Origin of the sequence: Nocardia sp. bgisy134 (assembly GCF_965341865.1) — a bacterium.
Classification (GTDB): Bacteria; Actinomycetota; Actinomycetes; order Mycobacteriales; family Mycobacteriaceae; genus Nocardia.
On the sequence record NZ_CBDQZP010000008.1, the window covers coordinates 166,256 to 187,496 of the forward strand.

Annotated in this window: 14 protein-coding genes; 7 read left to right on the plus strand and 7 right to left on the minus strand. The window is 70.1% G+C overall.

The window, feature by feature from the left end:
- Positions 1-19: 19 nt before the first annotated feature.
- Positions 20-4,321: an alpha-(1->3)-arabinofuranosyltransferase domain-containing protein gene (locus ACRWNM_RS16430; protein WP_431968320.1), complete on the plus strand. Its 4,302-nt coding sequence runs from the start codon at positions 20-22 to the stop codon at positions 4,319-4,321.
- 296 nt (positions 4,322-4,617) lie between these two features.
- On the opposite strand, the gene ACRWNM_RS16435 is transcribed toward ACRWNM_RS16430, so the two are convergent.
- Positions 4,618-5,850 (minus strand): acyltransferase family protein, encoded by a 1,233-nt coding sequence (locus ACRWNM_RS16435; protein WP_431968322.1) that lies wholly within the window; start codon positions 5,848-5,850, stop codon positions 4,618-4,620.
- A gap of 205 nt (positions 5,851-6,055) precedes the next feature.
- Between ACRWNM_RS16435 and ACRWNM_RS16440 the strand changes: the two genes are divergently transcribed.
- Entirely contained in the window at positions 6,056-7,210 is a 1,155-nt protein-coding gene (locus ACRWNM_RS16440; protein ID WP_431968324.1) for a DUF3068 domain-containing protein, read from the plus strand.
- A gap of 431 nt (positions 7,211-7,641) precedes the next feature.
- Here ACRWNM_RS16440 and ACRWNM_RS16445 read toward each other — a convergent pair whose 3' ends face one another.
- Positions 7,642-8,859 carry a polysaccharide biosynthesis protein gene (locus ACRWNM_RS16445; RefSeq protein ID WP_431968326.1) on the minus strand — a complete coding sequence of 406 codons (1,218 nt, stop codon included), beginning with the start codon at positions 8,857-8,859 and terminating at the stop codon, positions 7,642-7,644.
- Positions 8,860-9,082: 223 nt separating this feature from the next.
- On the opposite strand from ACRWNM_RS16445, the gene ACRWNM_RS16450 reads away from it, so the two are divergent.
- Entirely contained in the window at positions 9,083-10,987 is a 1,905-nt protein-coding gene (locus ACRWNM_RS16450; protein WP_431968328.1) for a hypothetical protein, read from the plus strand.
- A 402-nt stretch (positions 10,988-11,389) separates the two neighbouring features.
- On the opposite strand, the gene ACRWNM_RS16455 is transcribed toward ACRWNM_RS16450, so the two are convergent.
- The gene (locus ACRWNM_RS16455; RefSeq protein WP_431968330.1) at positions 11,390-12,559 is read right to left on the minus strand and encodes a glycosyltransferase family 4 protein; all 1,170 of its coding nucleotides are present in this window, start codon (positions 12,557-12,559) and stop codon (positions 11,390-11,392) included.
- A 245-nt stretch (positions 12,560-12,804) separates the two neighbouring features.
- Between ACRWNM_RS16455 and ACRWNM_RS16460 the strand changes: the two genes are divergently transcribed.
- Complete coding sequence (locus tag ACRWNM_RS16460) at positions 12,805-12,939, plus strand: hypothetical protein (protein WP_431968332.1); 135 nt, start codon at positions 12,805-12,807, stop codon at positions 12,937-12,939.
- Between the two features lie 140 nt (positions 12,940-13,079).
- Positions 13,080-13,844 carry a class I SAM-dependent methyltransferase gene (locus ACRWNM_RS16465; protein ID WP_431968547.1) on the plus strand — a complete coding sequence of 255 codons (765 nt, stop codon included), beginning with the start codon at positions 13,080-13,082 and terminating at the stop codon, positions 13,842-13,844.
- A 7-nt stretch (positions 13,845-13,851) separates the two neighbouring features.
- Here the strand turns inward: ACRWNM_RS16465 and ACRWNM_RS16470 are convergent, their stop codons facing one another.
- Positions 13,852-14,145 (minus strand): hypothetical protein, encoded by a 294-nt coding sequence (locus tag ACRWNM_RS16470; protein ID WP_431968334.1) that lies wholly within the window; start codon positions 14,143-14,145, stop codon positions 13,852-13,854.
- A 239-nt stretch (positions 14,146-14,384) separates the two neighbouring features.
- On the opposite strand from ACRWNM_RS16470, the gene ACRWNM_RS16475 reads away from it, so the two are divergent.
- Positions 14,385-15,830, plus strand: coding sequence for an aldehyde dehydrogenase (locus ACRWNM_RS16475; protein ID WP_431968336.1), 1,446 nt, complete (start codon positions 14,385-14,387; stop codon positions 15,828-15,830).
- A 903-nt stretch (positions 15,831-16,733) separates the two neighbouring features.
- Here the strand turns inward: ACRWNM_RS16475 and ACRWNM_RS16480 are convergent.
- Entirely contained in the window at positions 16,734-16,937 is a 204-nt protein-coding gene (locus ACRWNM_RS16480; RefSeq protein WP_431968338.1) for a hypothetical protein, read from the minus strand.
- Between the two features lie 179 nt (positions 16,938-17,116).
- Positions 17,117-18,070: a GlxA family transcriptional regulator gene (locus ACRWNM_RS16485; RefSeq protein WP_431968340.1), complete on the minus strand. Its 954-nt coding sequence runs from the start codon at positions 18,068-18,070 to the stop codon at positions 17,117-17,119.
- 247 nt (positions 18,071-18,317) lie between these two features.
- Between ACRWNM_RS16485 and ACRWNM_RS16490 the strand changes: the two genes are divergently transcribed.
- Positions 18,318-19,049, plus strand: coding sequence for a phosphohydrolase (locus ACRWNM_RS16490; RefSeq protein WP_431968342.1), 732 nt, complete (start codon positions 18,318-18,320; stop codon positions 19,047-19,049).
- A 203-nt stretch (positions 19,050-19,252) separates the two neighbouring features.
- Here the strand turns inward: ACRWNM_RS16490 and ACRWNM_RS16495 are convergent, their stop codons facing one another.
- On the minus strand, positions 19,253-21,085 hold the full coding sequence (locus ACRWNM_RS16495) for a phosphoenolpyruvate carboxykinase (GTP) (protein WP_431968344.1): 1,833 nt from the start codon (positions 21,083-21,085) through the stop codon (positions 19,253-19,255).
- Positions 21,086-21,241 lie beyond the last annotated feature (156 nt).

Genomic DNA, 21,241 nt, shown 5'->3' on the forward strand with positions numbered 1-21,241 from the left:
CTCGCTCGGCTCCTCCGGTGTGGCCTCGGATTCGTCCGAGGCCGCGCCGCTCGGTAGACGATGGTTCGCCGCGACGGTTGTCGTGGCGTTCCTGCTGACCTTCCTGCAGGCGCCCGGACAGACGGTCGCCGACACGAAGTACGACCTGGCGCAGAATCCGCTGGGTTTCCTCGACCGCGCCGCGCACCTATGGAGCAGCCAGGCCCCGATGGGCCAGGTGCAGAACCAGGCGTACGGGTACTTCTTCCCGCACGGCGCGTTCTTCTCGGCCGGAGATCTGCTCGGCCTGCCCGCCTGGGTGACGCAGCGGATCTGGTGGGCGCTGCTGCTGCTCGCCGGGTTCTGGGGCATCGTCCGGCTCTGCGAGGCGCTCGGCCTCGGCAGCCGCGGGTCCAGGATCATCGCGGCGGTCGCGTACACACTGTCTCCGCGCGTGCTCACCACGCTCGGCTCGATCTCCTCGGAGACCCTGCCGATGGTGCTCGCGCCGTGGGTCTTGCTCGCGCCCGCCGCCCTCGGCGCCGCGTACCGCCGTCACAAGCGTGGCGGCGCCGCCTCGCCCGCGGGCAGCGCGCTGGCGCTCGCGTTGATGGGCGCGGTGAACGCCGTGGCCACGGTCGCCGCGTTCCTGCCCGCCCTGATCTGGTGGGCTTCGTACAAGCCGAACAAGCGCTGGTGGCGTTTCACGGCGGCCTGGATTCCGCTGCTCATGCTCGCCACGTTCTGGTGGGCCGTGCCGCTGCTGCTGCTCGGCAGGGTGAGCCCGCCGTTTCTGGACTACATCGAATCCTCCGGGGTGACCACGCAGTGGGCGTCGCTGGCCGAGGTGCTGCGCGGCACCGACAGCTGGACCCCGTTCGTCTCGCCGGAACGCATCGCGGGCGCGGTCCTGGTGACCCAGCCCGCGGCGGTGCTGGCCACCGGTCTGCTCGCGGCGGCGGGCATGGCCGGACTCGCCATGCGGTCGATGCCGTACCGCGGGCGGCTGGCGCTGATCCTGCTGGTCGGGCTGGTCGGGATCTGTGCGGGTTACGTGGGCGAGCTCAGCGGGCCGTTCGCGGACTCGGTGCGGATCTTCCTGGATTCGAGCGGCGCGCCGCTGCGCAACGTGCACAAGCTCGAGCCGCTGATCCGCATTCCGTTGATGCTGGGTCTGGCTCATCTGCTGGCTCGGGTGCCGCTGCCCGCCTCGGTGCCGCTGCCGGTGTGGCGCAGCGCGTTCGCGCATCCGGAACGCAATCGGATGGTCGCGGTCGCCGGGTTGATCCTCACCGCGCTCGCGCTGTCCACCTCGCTGGCCTGGACCGGCAAGCTGGCCCCGCGCGGGTCCTACGACGAGGTGCCCGCCTACTGGCAGCAGACGGCGGACTGGTTGGCCGAGCACGCCGCCGACACGCGCGCGCTGGTGGTGCCGGGCGCGCCCTTCGGCAGCCAGGTATGGGGACTGACCCGCGACGAGCCGCTGCAAGCGCTGGCGAGCACGCCGTGGGCGGTGCGCGACGCGGTGCCGCTGAACCCCCCGGGCACCATCCGCGCGATGGACTCGGTGCAGCGGCTCATCGCGGACGGCCGCCCGTCGACCGGTTTGGCCGCGACACTCGCCGACCAGGGCATCGGAATCCTGGTGCTGCGCAACGACCTCGACCCGGAGACCTCGCGGTCGACCAGGCCGCTGCTCGCGCACCAGGCGATCGAAGGTTCCCCCGGCCTGACCAAAGTGGCCGAATTCGGAGGGCCGATCGAGACCAACGTCGTCGCCGACGGCCTGGTCGCCGACGGTGATCTGCGACCGGCGTATCCGGCGGTCGAGATCTACCGAGTCGAACCGCAGCCGCCTGTTGACGGGATCGAGATCCGTTCCGGCACAGGGGCTCCCGAATCCTTCCCCGGCGCGTACACGGTTCCGCTCGACTCCGTCCCGATGGTGCAGGGCGGGCCGGAGGTGCTCGAGCGGTTGTACCGCGACGGCTCGCCGCCGCACACGACGCTGTTCGCGGCCGACGCCGCGCGCGCCGGTCTGCCGATCGGACCGCTCACCGTCACCGATACGCCGATGGACCGGGAGGCCGATTTCGGCCGGGTCGACAACCACAATTCGGCGCTGCGTACTCCCGACGACGCTCGTCGCACCCACAATCTGGTGCCCGATTACCCGGTGCCGGGTGCGGAACTGGTGCGGGGTGAATGGTCCGGCGCGACGGTGACCGCGTCCAGTTCGGCCGCCGACGCCACCCAGCTCGGCGGCGCGGCCCCCGGCAGCTCGACCGCAGCGGTGGTGGACGGCGATCCCTCGACGGCGTGGATCAGCAACGGCACGGAACGCGCTGTGGGCCAATGGCTCCGGCTGGATCTGGACCGGCCGATCAGCTCCGGCCTGCTGCGGTTGACCACCAGTTCGGCGGCGATCGGCGATCCGGTGAAATGGGTCGAGGTGCGCACCGCGCACGGAAGCGTCTCGGCGCGGATCATCGAACCCGGTGAGCCGGTGTCGATTTCGCTGCCCGCAGGCAGCACCGACTGGCTCAAGATCACCGCCATCCGCACCGAAGGCGGCTCCGGCGGTGGACAATTCGGCATCAGCGAACTGACCCTCGACGACTACACCGTCCGCGATGCTCCGGTCCGATTGGACATCCGGCACCGCACGGTGCTGCCCGCCACGCCCGACCAGGCGCAGGTGACGGCCTGGGATCTCGGCCAGGAATTCCCCGGGCGCGGTGCGTGTTTCGACGCGCCCGATCGGGTCAGGTGCAGCAAGGGGCTGGCGCTGGCTCCGGAGGAGCCCGGCCTGTTCGAACGAACCCTCAGTTCTCCCGAACCCATGACGGCCGCTCCCGAACTCACCGTGCGCACCAGGCAAGGCCCCGCCCTGGAGGCGCTGCTCACCGACAACAGCAGGCCGGTGGCGCGCGGTAAGGCCGACGTCGGCGATCTGCGCGGCTCCGCGTTCGCCGCGACCGACGGCGATATGCGCACCAGCTGGACGGCGCCCGAGGACTCGGTGCGCAACCTCACCGGACCCAAACCGACACTCACCATCGAACTGCCCGAACCCGCGTTGGTGAACGGACTCGACATCACCGCGTCGCTGGGGGGGCTGCCCGCGGCTCCCCTTTCGGTGTCGGTGAACCTCGGCAACGGTCCGCAGGTCCGCGAGCTCGACGACCGTGTGCCGGGTGAATCGGCGCGAATTCCGTTGCACCCGACGGTCACCGACCGCATCGAACTCAGCGTGCAGAGCTGGAAGCCGGTGCTGGACAGGACCGCTCTCGGCTTCGCCATGAGCCAACCGCCGGGCATCGCCGAGGTCACCGTGCTCGGGCCCGACTATCCCGAGCAGGCCGGGTTGGACCGTGAGGTCACCGTGCCCTGCGAGCTCGGCCCGACGATCGCTCTCGGCGGACGTACCCTGCGCACGTCCGTGACTGCGACCGTCGCGGAGTTGCGTTCCAGCGCACCGGTTCCCGCGCGCGTCTGCGATGCCGGGGACGCGACTCTCGCCGTGCCGGAGGGCCGGGCGGACGTGGTCGTAGCGCCCACCGAACTGTTCTCCGTCGACCGGCTGCGCCTGAACCGCACGAACTTCGAGCCCACCGCTCCGGCCACGGACCTCCGTCTGCTGGTACTGCCACTGAGCACGAATGTCGGCTGGGAGGCGCATACCGCCGACGGGCGCACACTCGAGCCGATCGTGGCGGACGGGTGGCAGCAGGCGTGGTTGCTGCCCGCGGACGCTCACGGACCCATCACCATCTCGTTCCCGGTCGATCGGTGGTACCGCCTGGGCATTTTCGGCGGATTGCTGCTGCTCGTGCCGTTGGCGTTGCTCGCGATACCGCGGCGGATCCGGCTGCGGGGCAGTCGCGTTCGCGAGGGTGAATCGGGTGTGCCGACCGGTTCCGAGGCGCGTGCGGATTCTCGTCGCGCGACCGACGCGGACCGGACCGACTCGCCCTTGCCGGGCGTGCCCGAACCTCCGGTGACCGATTTCGCCGCCGAGGCCGCTCCACCACGCCCTTGGCGCAGCCGCATCCTGGGCGCGCTCGGCCTCACCGCCGCCGCGACGATCATCGCCGGACCAGTCGGCGCCGCGCTGACGGTGGCGGGCCTCGCCGCAACCCATTTCGCCGCCCACCAGTACGCGCGGTACCTCGCCGCGATAGCAGGGCTCGGCACCGCCCTCTCCGCCGCCGCCCTGTCCACCGGCCCGTGGCGCGCACCCGACGGATATATGGGCCACTCGCTCTGGGTGCAGCTACCCGCACTGATCGCGGTGATCGCCGTCGGCCTCGCAGCGCTGCCCACGCGTCGGCGGGGGTGAGGCCGAGTGTCGGCGGGTGCGAGGCCGAGCTGCACAGCCCTTGGCGCTCTGGGCGCGCCACGCGCACTCAGCGCGGCAATGGCCGTCGGACTCGCCGCCTCGGCGACGGGCTGAGCGCCGCCACACATCCGTCTGATGCGAGAGCGGAAATCGACGGGAGAGAAATGGCGGTTGGTGGACCTCGGCTGCGGCGGCGAAGGGCAGTCGGTGTGTGCGCTGGGGCCCTACTCCGCGGGGAGCCGTCGGCCCCGGAGAACACGGTCACCGGAGCGCAGACGCGTGCCGGTACGGCCGACTCAGGCCGCTCCCGCCTCCGCCGAATCCGGCACACCCCGCGGACTGATCGACTCCGGCTCCGCGGCCGCCGCAGCCTTCCGCTCACTCTTCCTACGATCCATCCGCCGCGCCAGCTTCCGCGCCGGCTCCTCGACCAGCGCGTAGCTCGCTGCCGCGACGGGCAGCGTGATGGCGACGGTCAGTATGAGGACGTAGACGAAGTTCCCCTGGAACGGCAGGATGCCGAACACCGGAAAGACTATCGACAGCACCCCGAGGTGCCAGAGGAAGATGCCGTAGGACCAGCGGCCGAGGGTTGCCGCGACCGAGGATTCCAGCCAGCGGTGCTTTCGATCGCCGAGCACCAGCGGGGCGAGCAGGCCGAAGCCGACGATCGCGCCGAGGGCCATCTTCGCAGCGTACTGCCATGGCTCGGCCCTGGTGAGTCCGGCGGGCCCGCCGAAATCGGTGGACGAGAGCAGGAAGGCGATCAGCGCGACGGTCCACATGAGGAGCTGGTTGCCCGCGATACGCCGCCAGAGTGATAGCGGATGCACATCATCGACGAGTTCGGCGAGCAGTATTCCCGCCGCGAACCACGGCAGATATGCGGGCAGCCAGTTGTCGGCATGAATCGCGTCCGGAGTCGGCACCGGAAGGAAATTCCAACTCAGGCTCACCAGCGCCAGCGCGAGCACCACGGGCACCCGCCAGCGCGCCGACTTCCCGCGCAGCCGGACCACCGCGAACGCCAGCAGCGGCAGCACCAGATAGAACGCCACTTCGACCGACAGACTCCACATCTGTGTGAGCCCGTCGGTCAGGGTCAACGGCACGAAGACCTGGAGCAGCGCCAGGTTGGACCCCCATACCCGCAGGCCCGCGGTGTCGGCCGCACTGGGCAGCAGCAACAGCACGGCACAAACCACCGCCCAGTAGGCGGGCAGGATGCGCGCCGCACGATGTCGCAGGTAGTTGCCGGTCGGCGGCGCGGTTCCGAGACCGCGGGCCGATTGGGCGTGCGGGCGCCACAGCAGGAATCCGGAGAGCGCGAAGAAGACCGCGACCGCCATATCGAAGCGTTCCCAGATGCGGCCGAGCACCGGCATTCCCGTCGCTCCAGTCTGGAACGCGACGTGGGTGAGCAGAACGCCGAGCGCCGCCATCCCGCGCATGCCTTCCAGCGCGGGCACGAAACCGCGCGACCGCGCCGAAGTCGTGGCCGCGGTGTCGGCGGCGAGAGTGGCGGTCATCGGGCTCCAGTCTGCCAGGGAATTTTCCAGGTGAGAACTACACGTTTCACTTTTCGCGCTAAACTCGGGCGATTTCTGGTCGGATTCCGGCCTCGGCACGGCATGGTACGCCAATGGACTGTTAGTGTCGGGGCTCACGTGGTGCCGTGGGTTACTCCGCGGTACTAGCCGGACCGACCTGTGTTCTACGACGAGGAGTGTTTGCATGGCACTAAGTGCCGGTACCAGAAGGACGGTGGCCTGCCTGCTCGTAGGTCTCGGCGCGTTGCTGATCGTCATGGCGCTGCTGATCCCGACCTACACCGTCGACAAACTGGCCAAGACTCCTCTCGACCTCGAGATCACCACCATCGCGAACAATCAGCCGGGCGAAGAGAGCCTGGTGCTCGACTCGAGGTCGCTCACCGCGCCCGAGGGTTCGGCAAAGGTGGACACCAACGTTCCGCTGATCTCGCAGCGGTTCCTCACGGTCGAAGAGCCTTCTGATGCCACCGAGATGACGGTCCAGGCTGGTCAGACCCTGCGTCGCATCGACAAGCAGGGCGACACCGGCCTGCTCACGGCGCTCGTCGACCGGGTCACCATCGACCGCAAGACCGGCATGCCGGTCGACAAGGACCCGAACGGCTCGATCGCGGTCTCGGTCAACAGGGAAGGCGAGAGCATCGCCGACCCCGTGCATCGCAACGGCCTGCAGTACCGCTTCCCGATCGGCACCGAGAAGAAGTCGTACCCGTACTTCGACGTCAACGCGCGCAAGACCTTCGACATCAACTTCGTCGAAGAGACCGAGATCAACAGCTTGAAGGTTTACCACTTCCAGCAGACGATCCCGGTCACCAACCTGTGGGACGTCGTGCAGGTGCCGACCAACCGCCTGTCGCTGCCCGCCGCCAAGTGGGGCCTCGAGGGCGAGGAGCCGGTCACCATGACCCGCTTCTACACCAACACCCGCGACCTATGGGTCGAGCCGCAGACCGGCACCGTGATCAAGGGCGGCGAGCAGCTTCACCTCTTCTACGCGCGCAGCGGCGACAAGCCGGACGTCACCGCGCTGAAGTCGCATATCGTCTTCGACGAGAACACCATCGAATCGCAGTCGTCGGTGGCTCAGGACAACATCGACCGGCTCTCGCTGTACGGCCGCATCATGCCGATCGTGCTCGGTGTGCTCGGCGTGATCCTGGCGATCGTCGGCGCGATCCTCGGTGTTCGCGGCGGCGGCACGCCCGCCCCGGCCCGTCCGGTGCGCGGCGGCAACCTGCCCCCGAGCGGTGCGGCCACCCCGCCGCGCAGCCCGGCTCCGCGCGGTGCGGACGACGCTCCGACCGAGCAGATCAATGTGAAGAAGAACCTCTAGGCGCTAGCGGTTCCGAGACAACGGCTCCCCGGCCATTCGGTCGGGGAGCCGTTGTCGTTTGCCAGGGCGTCTCGGCGGTTCCGCAGCTGGCTCTCCGCTCGGGTCGCGATCGGTCAACCGGCCAGGGTCCTGTTTTCGGCCACATGGGGTCGTCGCCCGGCGTCGACACAAGGCCGTCCAGGAATGGTTCGACCTGGTCTCCGGCGGTGAGAACGCAGGCGTCTACCAGCTGATCAACCTGTTCTGATGGTGCGCTGCTGCAGTTGCCGGTCGATCAGCCCCGATGAATCGTCAGTAGGCGCTGTACTCGAACCTGGGTTGTTCGCATCGGTGATGCGTGTTCGTTCGGCCGGTCGCGGTCCGCGGCCATCGCGCGCTCAGGCCCCATTGGCGCACTCACCCCTCGGCCTTCGAAGGCTTTGCCCTCGCGCTCAATCCGCCGCGGGTTGGGTTTCTGCTGGTTCGGTGTGCTCGGCGGTGCGCAGAACGACGACCGCGACCAGGATCGTGGTCGCGGCGGCGACGGAGACGGCGGTGGTGATGAGGGCCGGGACCGACCGGGCGAAGGAGACCATGAGGGTGACCTCGACGACGAGGCCGATCCAGGTGACGGCGGCCAGCGCCGTGCGGTCGACCGCGATCGCGGAGAGCACGGCGCCCTGGAGCACCGCGAGGATCGCGCCGTGCAGGGCGAACAACCAGAGCAGATCCTGAATCGGCGCGTAGTCCTGTCCTGCGAGCACAGGGGCGATGGGTGCGGCGAGGGCGGCGCAGAGCACCGCGACGATGCCGATGGCCGACAGCACCGCGAGGGCGTCGCGGATGGCGCGCGCGGAGTGGGTCGGCTGGGCCATCCGCGGGTAGAGGACGACGCCCACCGCCTGCGGCAGCCAGAAGGCGATCTTGGCGGCGATGGCGCCGAGGGCGTAGCGGCTGGCGTCGACCTCGTCGAGGACCATCCGCACCACGATCAGGTCGGCGGACGACAGCGCCATCAGCGCGGCCTGCACCTGCGCGGCCCGCAGCACGGGCAGAACGCCGACGATGTGCCCGCCGGGTTCGCCCTCCGGCGCGGGCCTACCCGCCAGGACGCGCGCGAAGACCGCCGCCGCGACCAACCCGAGCGCCGCCGCCCACAGCGCCGCCCCGGCCCCGCCGCCGACCGCGAGCACGACCAGCGCGGGCGCCACCCGGACCACACCGGCCGAGCCGAGGACCACCGCGAGGTCGCGGAACCGCCGACCGCCCTGCAAAATCCCCTGCTCGCCGGAGAGAAGAACCAGCGCGGGCGCGGCGCACAGCGCACCGGCACACGCCAGCACGCCGACGTTCAACGCGACCGTCACCACCGGAACGAGCCCGGCCGCCACCGCCGCGACGATCAGCGCGCACCGCCACTGCAAGCCGCGCAGCGCCGCCACTTCGGCGCCACGCACTCGCTCGCGCGCGACTACGTTCTGCAACGCCAGCGCAGGAACCGCGCACAGCAGTTGCACCGCGAGCAGGCTCGCGAACTCGCTGTATCCCGTGACGCCGAGCCATCGCCCGGCCAGCAATTGCAGCAGGTATCCGGCCACGTTGGCGGTCATCGCCCCGGCCGTCACCAACGTCAGATCCGCCACCACAGGAGGACGACGAACCACAGACATCCCGCAATAGTCCCACCCAATCCGAAACACGCGCGCGCGGCCCTGGTCGGAGAGCTCTCGTGGTCGTCCGAAGGCGCCGTAATGCGGCGGTCGGAGTACTCCGACGGCTCGGGCGATCCACACCGCGACGGACCGGACTGCCGCTGGCACGAGCCCGAGCCGGATCGTCGCCTCGGGCCGCTCTCCGAACATCAGCACGATCCGCGCCGTAGGGTTCTCATCCGTGAGTGACGGCGGTGCGGGTCTGCGGACGCGGGTAGTCGCGGGCGCGTACAGCGCGGTGCTCGCGGCGGTGGTGGTCGGGCCACTGCTCGGTCCCGGCTATCTGCTGCTGCGCGACGCGGTGAGCACGCCGCGTTCGTATCTCACGGGCTCCGCGCTCGGACTCGGGGACTCCGCGCCGCGGGCCGTGCCGCAGGACGCGCTGCTCGCGGCGGTGTCGCCGCTGGTGGACGGCGGGTTGGTCGTGAAGGCCATTCTCGTGCTCGCGCTCTGGGCGGCCGGGTACGGCTCCGCGGCGCTGGTGCGGGAGTTGTTGCGCGCCCCTCTCGCCGCGCAACTGGTCGCGGTGACAGTGGCGCTGTGGAATCCGTACGTGGCCGAACGGCTGCTGCAGGGGCACTGGAGCCTGCTGGCCGGATATGCGGCGCTGCCGTGGACAGCACTCGCCGCCTACCGTTTACGGGGCTCCGCACACGCGGCTCACAGAGGCAGCGCCCGTGTGAGACCCGTGTGGGGACTGCGGACGCGGCGCGCTTCGAAGGACGAGGTCCGCGACAGCGCGGAAACGCCGCAGGCCACGCCTCGGCGGGCCAGCATGGAAACGCTGGGTGCCTGGGCGACGCTCGCGGGGTGTTTCGCCGCCGCGGGGCTGACGCCGACCGGCGCTCTCCTCGCGGGCATCACCGCGGCGGTGACAGTCCGCCGCCGACATCTCCCCGGCACGCTCGCGCTGCTGGTGGCGGCGTCGGCGCCTTGGCTGACCGCGACGCTGTTGTCGGGCGCCGGAGCGGAGCCGTCGGATCCCGCGGGCATTCCCGCGTTCGCCGCGCGCGCCGAACCCGGCCTCGCCACTCTGGGTTCGCTGGCCGGGCTCGGCGGCATCTGGAACGCCGACGCGGTGCCGGATTCACGCACCACGCCGTTGGCGCTGCTCGCCACCCTCCTGCTGCTCGCGATCGTCGTCTCCGGCATCCGCGCGGTCGCCACCGACCGGACCGGCGGGCGAGAGAGCCTGCGCGTCCGTCGCGCCCTGCTGGCGCTGGCCGCGGCGGCGGTCGTGCTGCCCGCGCTCGCCGCGACCGGCTGGGGCATGGAGGCGATGGAGTGGCTTGTGGTGAACGTGCCGGGCGCGGGCCTGCTCCGCGACACCCAGAAGTACGTCGCGCTGGCCGTGCCCGCCTACGCGCTGTGCGCCGCCGCCGGATGCTGTGCGCTGGCCGCCCTCTTCCGCCGAACGGCAACTGCCGCAACGAAGTCCACAGCGACAACCACTACCGCGCTGGCCGCGACGGCATTCATCGCCTTCCTCGTTCTCCCCCTGTTCGATCTCGCGTGGGGCGTCGGCGGCGCGATGCGCGCGGTCCACTACCCGCCGGGCTGGCAGCACGTCGCCGAACGCATCGACGCCCCGGGCGATGTCGCGGTGCTGCCCGCAGGCATGTTCCGCAGGTTCCCGTACAGCGGCGCCGCCCCGGTGCTCGACCCCGCGCCGCGCATGCTGCCCAACGACGTGCTGCAAACCGGAGAGCTTCCCGTCCGCGGCCGCACGGTCGCGGGCGAAGGAACGCGCGCCCGCGATGTGGAAACGCTTCTGCTCCAAGGCGGTTCGGCGCGGGATCTGTCACGCCTCGGCGTCGAATGGGTGCTGGTCGAGCGCACCACCCGCGGCCCGCTCGGCGAATCGAAAACCACACTCGCCCAACTCGAACCGGTCTACGCCGACGACCACCTCGCGCTGTACCGAGTCCCGGGCCCAGACCCTGTCGTCGCGGCACCGGACCACCGTGGGCTCGCAGTCGCCGCGCACCTCCTCTGGGCGATGATGCTGATCGGCGGCCCGGCGCTGACGGTGGTAGCGCGACGCATTTCCCGTGCCGAAGATCGTCTGTACGATGTCGAAAACTGATACAGCGCAGCAAGTTCCGTGATGCTGCGGCAGATCAGCCGATGGGCCGCGCGACTGGGCGGCGACCCGGAACTCGCTCGCAGCTCCCGCACCGACCCGCCAGCGGCTCGACATCCAAAACTGAGACAGCGTGGCAAGTTCCGCGATGACGCGACAGATCGGCCAATTGGCCGCTCGACATCCAAACCGATTCAGCGCGGCAAGTTCGGCGATGACGCAACACGGCAGATCGGCCGATGGGCGCGCGGTCCGGCGCTCACGCGACGCAGCTCCCGCAGTCGCCCGCCGTCGAAACCGAGACGGCGCAGCAAGTTCCGCCGATGTCGCAACAACGGACCCGCGGTGGTTACGCCGGGCGGCCTTGTTCATCACCGGCGAAGTGAAAGCCGCACGCCCTCAGTTTCAATCCGCGGGCGCGGCGACCAACCCTGAGACGTGCTCGCCGCGCGACACCGCCGCGAGCACCTCGTACACGCCGTTGCCGGTCTGCTCCCACGAGAACTCCCTGGCCCTAGCGCGCGCCTTCTCTCCCATCACGCCGCGCACGGCGGATTCCTCGAGCAGGTCGCCGACGGCGGTGGTGAGCTGGGTGACGTCGTCGACGAGCAGTCCGGTGACGCCGTCCACGATCGAGTCGGTGAGGCCGCGGGAGCTGCGGTAGCCGACGGTCGGCACGCCGTGCTGGGCGGCCTCGATCACGGCAAGCCCCCAGCCCTCCTTGCGCGAGGGCAGCACGTGTACCCAGGCGCGGGCGAGCAGTTCGTGCTTGCGGCGTTCGTCGACGTGCCCGTGGAAGGTGACGGCGTCGGCGATATCCAGCTCGCGGGCGGTGGCCTGGAGATTCTCGGCCCACCACCCGCCGCCGACGACGTCGAGGCGCAGGCCGGGGATCCGGTCGCGCAGCCGGGCGACCGCGGTGAGCGCGTCTTCGATCTGCTTGTGCGGCACGAGCCGGGACAGCACCACGACGCGCGGCTCGGACGTGCGGGTCGTCGCCGCGCCGGTGGGAGCGTCGGCGGGCACGGGCTCGGCCCCGTTGCGGACGACCGCGATGCGCGAGCGATCCACGCCGAGGGTGGCCAGCTCCTCCGCCGAGGGCAGCGACACGGTCAGGTATTGGTTCTCGCGATGCACGCGCGGGGACAACCGCGATTCGATCCACCAGCCGATCCGGCCGACCAGGCGACCGGCGACCGGCCACTGTTCCCGGTGCCCGTGGTGCACCAGCACCACCGAGGGCGCGTCGCTCGCGGCGGCCGCGAAGAACGGGATGCCGTTCTGCGTGTCGATCACTGCATCGGGACGCACCCCGCGCAGCGGTCCGATGCCGAGCCTGCCGAGAGCGATGGCGGCAAGGGCCCGCGGGTAGACGGTGTAGCGCCCGCCGCCGCGGCTGATGTCGATGCCGTCGACGCGTTCCCGTTTCGGCGCACCCGGGTAGCGGGCAGTGCGCAGCGTGACCTTGACCCCGCGCGCGGCGAGCTGAGCGCCGACCTGTTCCAGGTACCGCTCACTGCCGCCGCCCTGTGGGTGCCCAGTGTCACGCCAGCAGAGCAGGAGGACTTCGCGCACGTGGAGCTTCTCTCGGTCGGTAGGTCCCGGCGGGGACACGGATGGTCGGGCTACACAGTAATAGACGAGGTCCTCGGTCAAGTGCCCTAGCGCACATCCTGGCACGTCACCGCCGATTCGAAGGGATTTCCAGCGAATTGTCTGAAACATCTACATTTCACAGCCCGATCTGGATACCCTCCCGCCAGCCCCGATTTCCAGGGGCAGGCCGGTCGAAGGCCGGCCGTCACGATGAGGAGAACACCATGAAAATGGCACCGACGAGGACGGGCGGTGGCGCCGGGAACGGCGGCGACCTGGACGGCCTGCTCGGCTTGATCCTGGCGCTGATCACGTCGTCCACCTCGACCGGAAGCGGCGCGAGCAGCGGCGTCGGCTGAGCCGACTCGAAGCGGCGGTCCGGTGCGCGCGGCTCCGGACCGCTTTCGCGTGAGCACACCGCGCCCACGGGCACAGCGGCCGGTCGGCGGGCCGAGGACAGGCCTGTGCGAAACTCGGCGCCGTGCTGAGAGCCGAGATCATGTCTTCCGACGCGCCCCGATTCGCGCGACGCGCGACGCTGCGCCGGTCGCTGCGACTGCTCGGCAGCTTCCGTTTCGAACAGTCCGATCCCGGGCGCTTCTACGGCGGCCTCGCCACCGACACCGCCGAGATGATCGGCGACTTCTACGCCGACATCGCCGGAGCCGGCCTCGCGGGCACGACGATTCTGGACGTCGGCGGCGGCCCCGGCTATTTCGCCGACGAGTTCGCCAAGACCGGCGCGCGCTACATTCCCGTCGAACCCGATCCCTCGGAAATGCACGCCGCCGGACTCTCGGTGCCGGGCGCCGTGCGCGGCTCGGGCATGGCGCTGCCCTTCCGCGACGACGCCGTCGACATCTGCTTCTCGTCGAACGTCGCCGAGCATGTGCCGCAGCCGTGGGCCATGGCGGACGAGATGGTCAGGGTGACCCGCCCCGGCGGACTGATCGTGCTGTCCTACACGGTGTGGCACGGCCCGTTCGGTGGACACGAGACCGGACCGTGGCACTACCTCGGCGGCGAGTACGCAGCCCGCCGATACCACCGCAAGCACGGCAAGGAACCGAAGAACCGGTACGGCACCTCACTGTTCGCGGTCCGGGCATCCGAGGGATTACGTTGGGCGGCAACGACTTCGGCCGACGTTCACACCGTCTTCCCGCGCTACCACCCGCGCTGGGCGTGGTGGCTGGTGCGCGTTCCCGCGGTGCGCGAGCTGGCCGTGAGCAACCTCGTGGTCGTCGCGACGAAATCGGCCTGAGCGCCGGTTATTTCGCGAGCCAGCCGCGACGCCACCGGCGACCACAGGACCCGTCCCGTTCCCACGGCGATTCCTGAATGGCCAGCCCGACCGTCTCCAGGGTGGTCAATCCGACTTGATCGGCGAGGATTCCGACGGCGGCGACCGCTTCCGCGGCCTGCATCGCCGCCGTGGCCTGCTCGATGGTCAGCGTGCGTCCCGGTAGGAACGACACCACCCAGCCGCCCGCGCCGACGCTCTTCGCCTGGTGTTCGGTCTGATCGCTGGTCATCAACGACCGGCCGATCACTTGCACCGCCATGACTCGTTCACCCCAATTACGGTCTCTGATCAATGCTGCTCGGCCGATGTTTCGGCCGGAAAACGCGGGAGGGAGCTGATGAGTAGCTACAGCATCCACTGTCCAGCAACAGAACGCAATAGTGCGTTCTCGGAAAAAGCGAACCGACAGGTTGGAATTCGACCTGGTCAGGCGCCTGCGCGAAGAGAAAACTGAAACAGGTTACAGACAAGCGGGCCGTAAAACTGTAACGTGTTCCCATGCATTACGACAGCTTGTTCATCGGCGGCCGCTGGACTGCGCCAGCGGGCACCGAGCGCCTTCAGGTCATCTCACCGGCCACGGTCGAGCCGGTGGGCAGCGTCCCCGTGGTCGAGCGGGCCGACGTCGACGCCGCCGTCGCCGCCGCGCGGCACGCCTTCGATCACGGTCCGTGGCCCGCGACCCCGCCGCTCGAACGCGCCGCGGTGCTCACCAAGGCCGCGCGCCTGATCGAGCAGCGTTCGGCCGATCTGCTCGCGACACTCACTGCGGAAATGGGCGCGCCGCAGATGATCGCCCTGACGCTCAACCAGATACCGGCCACCGCCGCACTGGACGCGTATGCCGCACTCGCGCAGACGTTTCCGTGGCAGGAGACGCGCGTCGGCGGGTTCGGCACCACGCGGGTCACGCGCGAACCGCGCGGCGTCGTCGCCGCCATCACCGCGTGGAACGTGCCGCTGTTCCTCGCGGTCAACAAGCTCGCGCCCGCCCTGCTCGCCGGCTGCACGGTGATCCTCAAGCCCGCGCCGCTCACACCGCTGACCGCCAACATGGTCGCCGACATCTTCACCGAGGCGGGCCTGCCGGAGGGTGTGCTCTCGGTGCTGCCCGCCGACGCCGAGGTCGCCGAATACCTGGTCTCCCACCCCGGCGTCGACAAGCTCACCTTCACCGGCAGCACCGCCGTCGGTCGCAAGATCGGCGCCATCGCCACCGGGCAGCTCAAGAGCGTCTCGCTCGAACTCGGCGGCAAGTCCGCGGCAATCCTGTTGCCCGACATGGATCTCGCGGCGAGCATTCCGGTGCTGGCCTTCTCCGGCCTGATGAACAGCGGCCAGGGTTGCGTCGCGCAGACCAGGATCCTCGCGCCACGCAGCCGCTACGACGAGATCCTCGACGCGCTGGTCGAATACGTCCGCACGCAGAAGACGGGTGATCCCACCGATCCCGCCGTCCAGTACGGCCCGCTCATCTCCGAGCGCCAGCGCGAACGCGTCGAGGGCTATATCGCCAAGGGCGGGGCGGAGGGCGCACGCCTGGTGCTCGGCGGCGGACGGCCCGCCGACCTGGACCGCGGCTGGTTCGTCGAACCGACGATCTTCGCCGACGTCGACAACAAGTCGACCATTGCGCAGGAGGAGATCTTCGGCCCGGTGCTCTCGGTGATCCCCTACGAGACCGAAGACGAGGCGGTGGCCATCGCGAACGACTCGGCCTACGGCCTGGCGGGCTCGGTGTGGACGACCGATATCGAGCACGGCGCGCAGATCGCGGCGCGGGTGCGCACCGGGACCTACGCGATCAACTGGTACGCCTTCGATCCGACGTCACCGTTCGGCGGCTACAAGAACTCCGGGCTCGGCCGCGAGAACGGCCCCGAGGGTCTCGACTCCTTCTGCGAGCAGAAGTCCCTGCTGATGCCGCTCGGCTGGACCGGATAGGAGTACCTCCGGCTGCGCTGGGCCGTGGGCGGCGGCGGATGGGCTCTGTCCAGCGCCTCGGCTCCAGCTGTGCGCGGCGTCGGTCTCGACTCCGTCCGCTGCTCCGCTCCAGCTGTACGCGGCGCCGGTCCAACTCCGTCCGGGGACGCCGCGCTCCGGCCGTGCGCGGCTTCGGATGGGCTCCGTCCGATGCCGCCGCTCAGCGGTACGCGGCGTCGGTCTGAACCAGGGGCGCCGCGCTCCGGCCGCGCGCGGCATCGGATGGCTCTGTCCTGCGCCTCCGTTCCAGCCGTACACAGCGTCGACCCAACTCCACCCAGGCGCGCCGCGCTCCAGCCGTACACGGCATCGGTCCAACTTCGCCCAGGGCCGACGCGCGCTCCAGCCGTACGCGGCATCGGATGGCTCCGTCCGGCACCTCCGCTCCAGCCCGTACACAGCATCGGTCCGACTCCACCCACGGGCGCCACGCTCCGGCCGTACCCGGCATCAGATGGCTCCATCCGGCACCTCGGCTCCAGCCCGTACACGGCGTCGATCCAACTCCGCACGGGGGCGCCGCACTCCGGCCGTACGCGGGATCGGATAGCTCTGTCCGGTGCCTCCGCTCAGCCGTACACGGCGTCGGTCCGAACCAGGGACGCCGCGGCGGCCGTGCGCGGCATCGGATGGCTCCGTCCGGCACCTCCGCTCCAGCCGTACACGGCGTCGATCCGACTCCGTCCGGGGCCGACGCACTCCAGCCGTACGCGGCATCGGATAGCTCTGTCCGGCGCCTCCGCTGCAGCCGTGCCCGGCGTCGGTCTCGACTCCGTCCGGGGGCGACGCGCTCCGAGCCGTCGCGGCTTCGGATGGGCGCCGTACGGTCAGCGCACCGGGCGAGCGGCGCGGCTCGCCCCCGGCTCACTGGTCGGGCATCACGACCCGCAGCGCCGCCGTATCGTCTCGGCCCGGCTGGATCTGTGTGTCCACGACCTCGACCCGCCAACCGGGCGGCAGCGCCTTCTGGAGGCGGCCTGCGTGGCGGTGCAGTGGCGTGCTCACCGGCGCCGACGCGGCCCCGGCCACCACCGGGGATTCGCGGGCGTCGAACTCGAGATCGGTCATGCTCCAACCACCTCTCACGCGTCTCTACGCGCCGCGCCGGGGGCTGCGACGGCGATAGGGCAGTAGTCCCTCCGATCGGCCGGGCCAAGCGTCGAGGCGCCGATCGGTTGTGAAGCCGATATCGAAGTCAGAATAGGACACGGCGTGGCGCGCCTCACAGCCCCGGGTGCGCAGTCGGATCAGCGGCGCAGCGAACGGCGATATCCGGCGGGCGTCGCGCCCGTCGCGGCGCGCAGATGCGTACGCAGCGCGGTGACGCTGCCGAAACCCGATTGCGCCGCAACGACTTCCACCGGCAGGTCGGTGGTCTCCAGCAATTCCCGCGCCCGCGCGGTGCGCTGCGCCTCCAGCCAGCGCCGCGGCGTCGCGCCCACTTCCGCCTTGAAACGCCGGATGAAGGTGCGCTCGCTCATCAGCGCGTGCCGGGCCAGCGCGGAAACATCCGGCGCCGCAGCGGGATTCGCCGCCGCCCAGGCCATCGTCGCGGCCAGCCCCAGTGAACCGTCACCCATCCGCCCGAGCGCGTCCGGAATGTATTGCGCCTGACCGCCTTCCCGGTGCGGCGGCGTCACGTTCCAGCGCGCCAGCTCGGCGGCGAATCCGGCGCCGAGCTCGCGGCGCACCAGGTGTAGGCAGAGGTCGAGACCCGCGGAGAGTCCCGCGGAGGTGAGCATGTCACCGTCGTCGACGTACAGCGCGCCGGGGTCGAGCCGGACCGAGGGGAACAGCGTGGCGAACTCCTCGCAATACGCCCAGTGGGTGGTGGCGGGCCGCCCGTCCAGCAGGCCGGCCGCGGCGAGCACGAAAGCTCCGACACAGATGCTCACCATCGTCGCGCCGCGCCCGGCCGCCGCGCGCAGCGCGTCGATCGCCTCGGGCGGGGGCGGCAAGGTGGGCAGCCCGATCCCTGGCACGACCACGATCTCGGCCTCTTCGAGCAGCTCCAAGCCGTATTCGACGTGCAGGTCGAAGCCGTTCGGCGTCCACACCGGCCCCGGCCGCACGCCGCAGGTCCGCATCTCGAACCCGCGGCCTTCCCCGGTCTTGCTCGGCCCGTGCCGGAAGGCCTGGACCGCGCAGGCCAGGTCGTAGGTCATGACGCCGTCCAGCGCGAGGGCGACCACCTGTTTCACGCCCTCAGTTTGGCACGAATCAGAGCCTTACTGGCATTCCCGCCACTGGCCACGACCTCCGGCGGCCGGTTCACTGAGACCACCGAGACGGAGGAGGTCGGGCGTGGGTGCGCCAGCAGACGACAACAGAGCGCCAGCGGAAATCGACCCGGCGCGAACAAAGACCAACCCAGCGCCGCCAACAGCCAACGAAGCGCCGACAAAGATCGACAGAACGCCGGCAACAGCCAACCGCGCTCCGGCAGGCATGGACTGGAAATGGGCCACGGAAACCGGCGGTGCGCTGACCCGCCGCCAGCGCGGGCAACTCACCGGCAAGCTGGTCACCGCGCTGCCGGGCATCGTGGCCGGGCAGGTCCGGCTCGCCCTCGGCCGCCGCGGCGCGGGCCGCGTCGACTTAGCACTGCGACTGCCGGACTCCCGACTCGCCCGCGCCGCGGAAAATGAAGCGCGAGAACGTCTTACGCCGCACGTCCTCGAACATTCGTATCGCAGCTACTTCTTCGGACGCGCACTCGCCGACCTCGACGGCGTACGATACGACGACGAACTCGCCTACGTGTCCTGCCTGCTGCACGACCTGAATCTCGAACACCCCACGCCGGGAAGGTGTTTCGCGGTGGTCGGGGCCGAACGAGCGGTCGGGTTCGCGACCGCGTCCGGCGCGACGCCCGAACAGGCCCGCACCATCGGCGCGGCCATCGCCGCCCATCTGACCATCGGCGTCGCCGACCGCCCGGACGACCTCGGGTTCGTCTCGGCGGGCGCGGGCGCCGACGTTCTCGGCCTGCGCCTGGCCGACCTGGACCCCGCGTGGGTGACCGAGCTACTGCACCGGCACCCCCGCCACAACTTCAAACGACACATGATCGCGGCTCTGCGCGCCGAGGCAGCCGCCGTCCCCCACGGCCGCGCCCGATGGCTGCTCTCCACAGCGCAATTCGCACCACTGATCCGGCTCGCACCGTTCCCCGAATAACAGGTGTGCGCCACCCGCGCCGCCCCGCCGGGGTGCGCTCGCCCCGGGCACCGCAGCCGAACCCTCCGGCGCACACATCCACCGCACGCCGCACACAGCCGATGGCGCTGTGCGACGTCCGAACGGTGTGTGATCTCCTCGCAGTCGACCAGGAAAACACGATCGCCCGCACCGAAAACGGTGCGGGCGATCGTGAAAGACAATCAGCTCAGGCGCTGCTTGAGGGCCTCGAACTCGTCGCGCACACCCGAAGGCAGCTTGTCGCCGACGAACTCGAACCACTCCTCGATCAGCGGGATCTCCTTGCGCCATTCCTCGGCGTTCACGGCGAGCGCCTCGTCGACGTCCGCCGCGTCGACATCCAGACCCTCCAGGTCCAGCTGCGCCGCGGTCGGCACGTTGCCGATGGCGGTCTGCTCGGCCTGCGCGGAACCCTCGATGCGGCCGATGATCCACTCCAGCACGCGGGAGTTCTCACCGAAGCCGGGCCACAGGAAGCGGCCGTCGGCGCCGCGACGGAACCAGTTCACGTAGAAGATCTTCGGCAGCTTCGCCGCATCGGCGTTCTTGCCGACGTTGACCCAGTGGGCCAGGTAGTCGCCCACGTGGTAGCCCATGAACGGCAGCATGGCCATCGGGTCGCGGCGCACGGTGCCGACCTTGCCCTCGGCCGCTGCGGTCTGCTCCGAGGAGAGCGTCGCGCCCATGAACACGCCGTGCTGCCAGTCGAAGGACTCGGTGACCAGCGGGACGGTGGTCTTGCGGCGGCCGCCGAACAGGATCGCCGAGATCGGCACACCCTGCGGGTCGTCCCACTCGGGGGCCAGGATCGGGCACTGCGACATCGGGGTGCAGTAGCGCGAGTTCGGGTGGGCGGCCAGCGTCTCCGTCTCGCGGTGGTACCAGTCGTTGCCCTTCCAGTCGATCAGGTGATCGGGCTCGCCCTCGAGACCCTCCCACCAGACGTCGTTGTGGTCGGTGCGCGCGACGTTGGTGTAGACGGTGTTGCCCGCCTCCATGGTCGCCATCGCGTTCGGGTTCGACTGGCGGTTGGTGCCGGGCGCGACGCCGAAGAACCCGAACTCCGGGTTCACCGCGTACAGGCGGCCGTCCTTGCCGAAACGCATCCAGGCGATGTCGTCGCCCAGGGTCTCCGCGCGCCAGCCGGGAACGGTCGGCTGGATCATCGCGAGGTTGGTCTTACCGCAGGCGCTGGGGAACGCCGCGGCGATGTAGTAGGCCTTGTTCTCCGGGGAGATCAGCTTGAGGATCAGCATGTGCTCGGCCAGCCAGCCCTCGTCGTGCGCCATCGCCGAGGCGATGCGCAGCGAGTAGCACTTCTTGCCGAGCAGCGCGTTGCCGCCGTAGCCGGAACCGTAGGACCAGATCTCGCGGTCCTCGGGGAAGTGGGTGATGTACTTGGTGTCGTTGCACGGCCACGGAACGTCCTGCTGGCCCTCGGCCAGCGGCGCGCCGACGGAGTGCAGCGCCTTCACGAACGGCCGGTCGGCGCCGAGCTTCTCCAGCGCGGCGGTGCCCATGCGGGTCATGACGCGCATCGAGACGACGACGTATTCGGAATCGGTGAGCTCCACGCCCAGCTTGGGGTCCTCGGCGCCGAGCGGGCCCATGCAGAACGGCACCACGTACATGGTGCGGCCCTTCATCGAGCCGCGGTACAGCTCGGTCATGGTGGCGCGCATCTCGGCGGGGTCGACCCAGTTGTTGGTGGGTCCCGCGTCGGCCTCGGTCTTGGAACAGATGTACGTGCGGGACTCGACCCGGGCCACGTCGGACGGATCGGAGAGCGCGAGGAAGGAGTTCGGCTTCTTCTTCTCGTCCAGCTTCTGGAAGGTGCCCGCAGCCACGAGCTGGGCGGTCAGACGCTCCCACTCCTCATCGGAACCGTCCGCCCAGACCACTCGGTCCGGCTGAGTGAGTTCTGCGACTTCTTGTACCCAGGCGAGTAGTTCGCTGTGCTCGGTCGGCGCCTGGCCGTCGGATCCACGAAGACCAGGAATGGTCGCTGAGGTCATGAAAACTCTCCTGAGATGGGCGGCTGTCCGATGTTTCGCCGCCTGGCCCAAGGCCCATGACCAGCGCGAACACACCGAGCGCCACCGTTGGCGGGAAGGCAACCCGCTACGACCAGTCGAAAGCGCGCCCCGGCTGGACGGCGTACAAGGACGAAG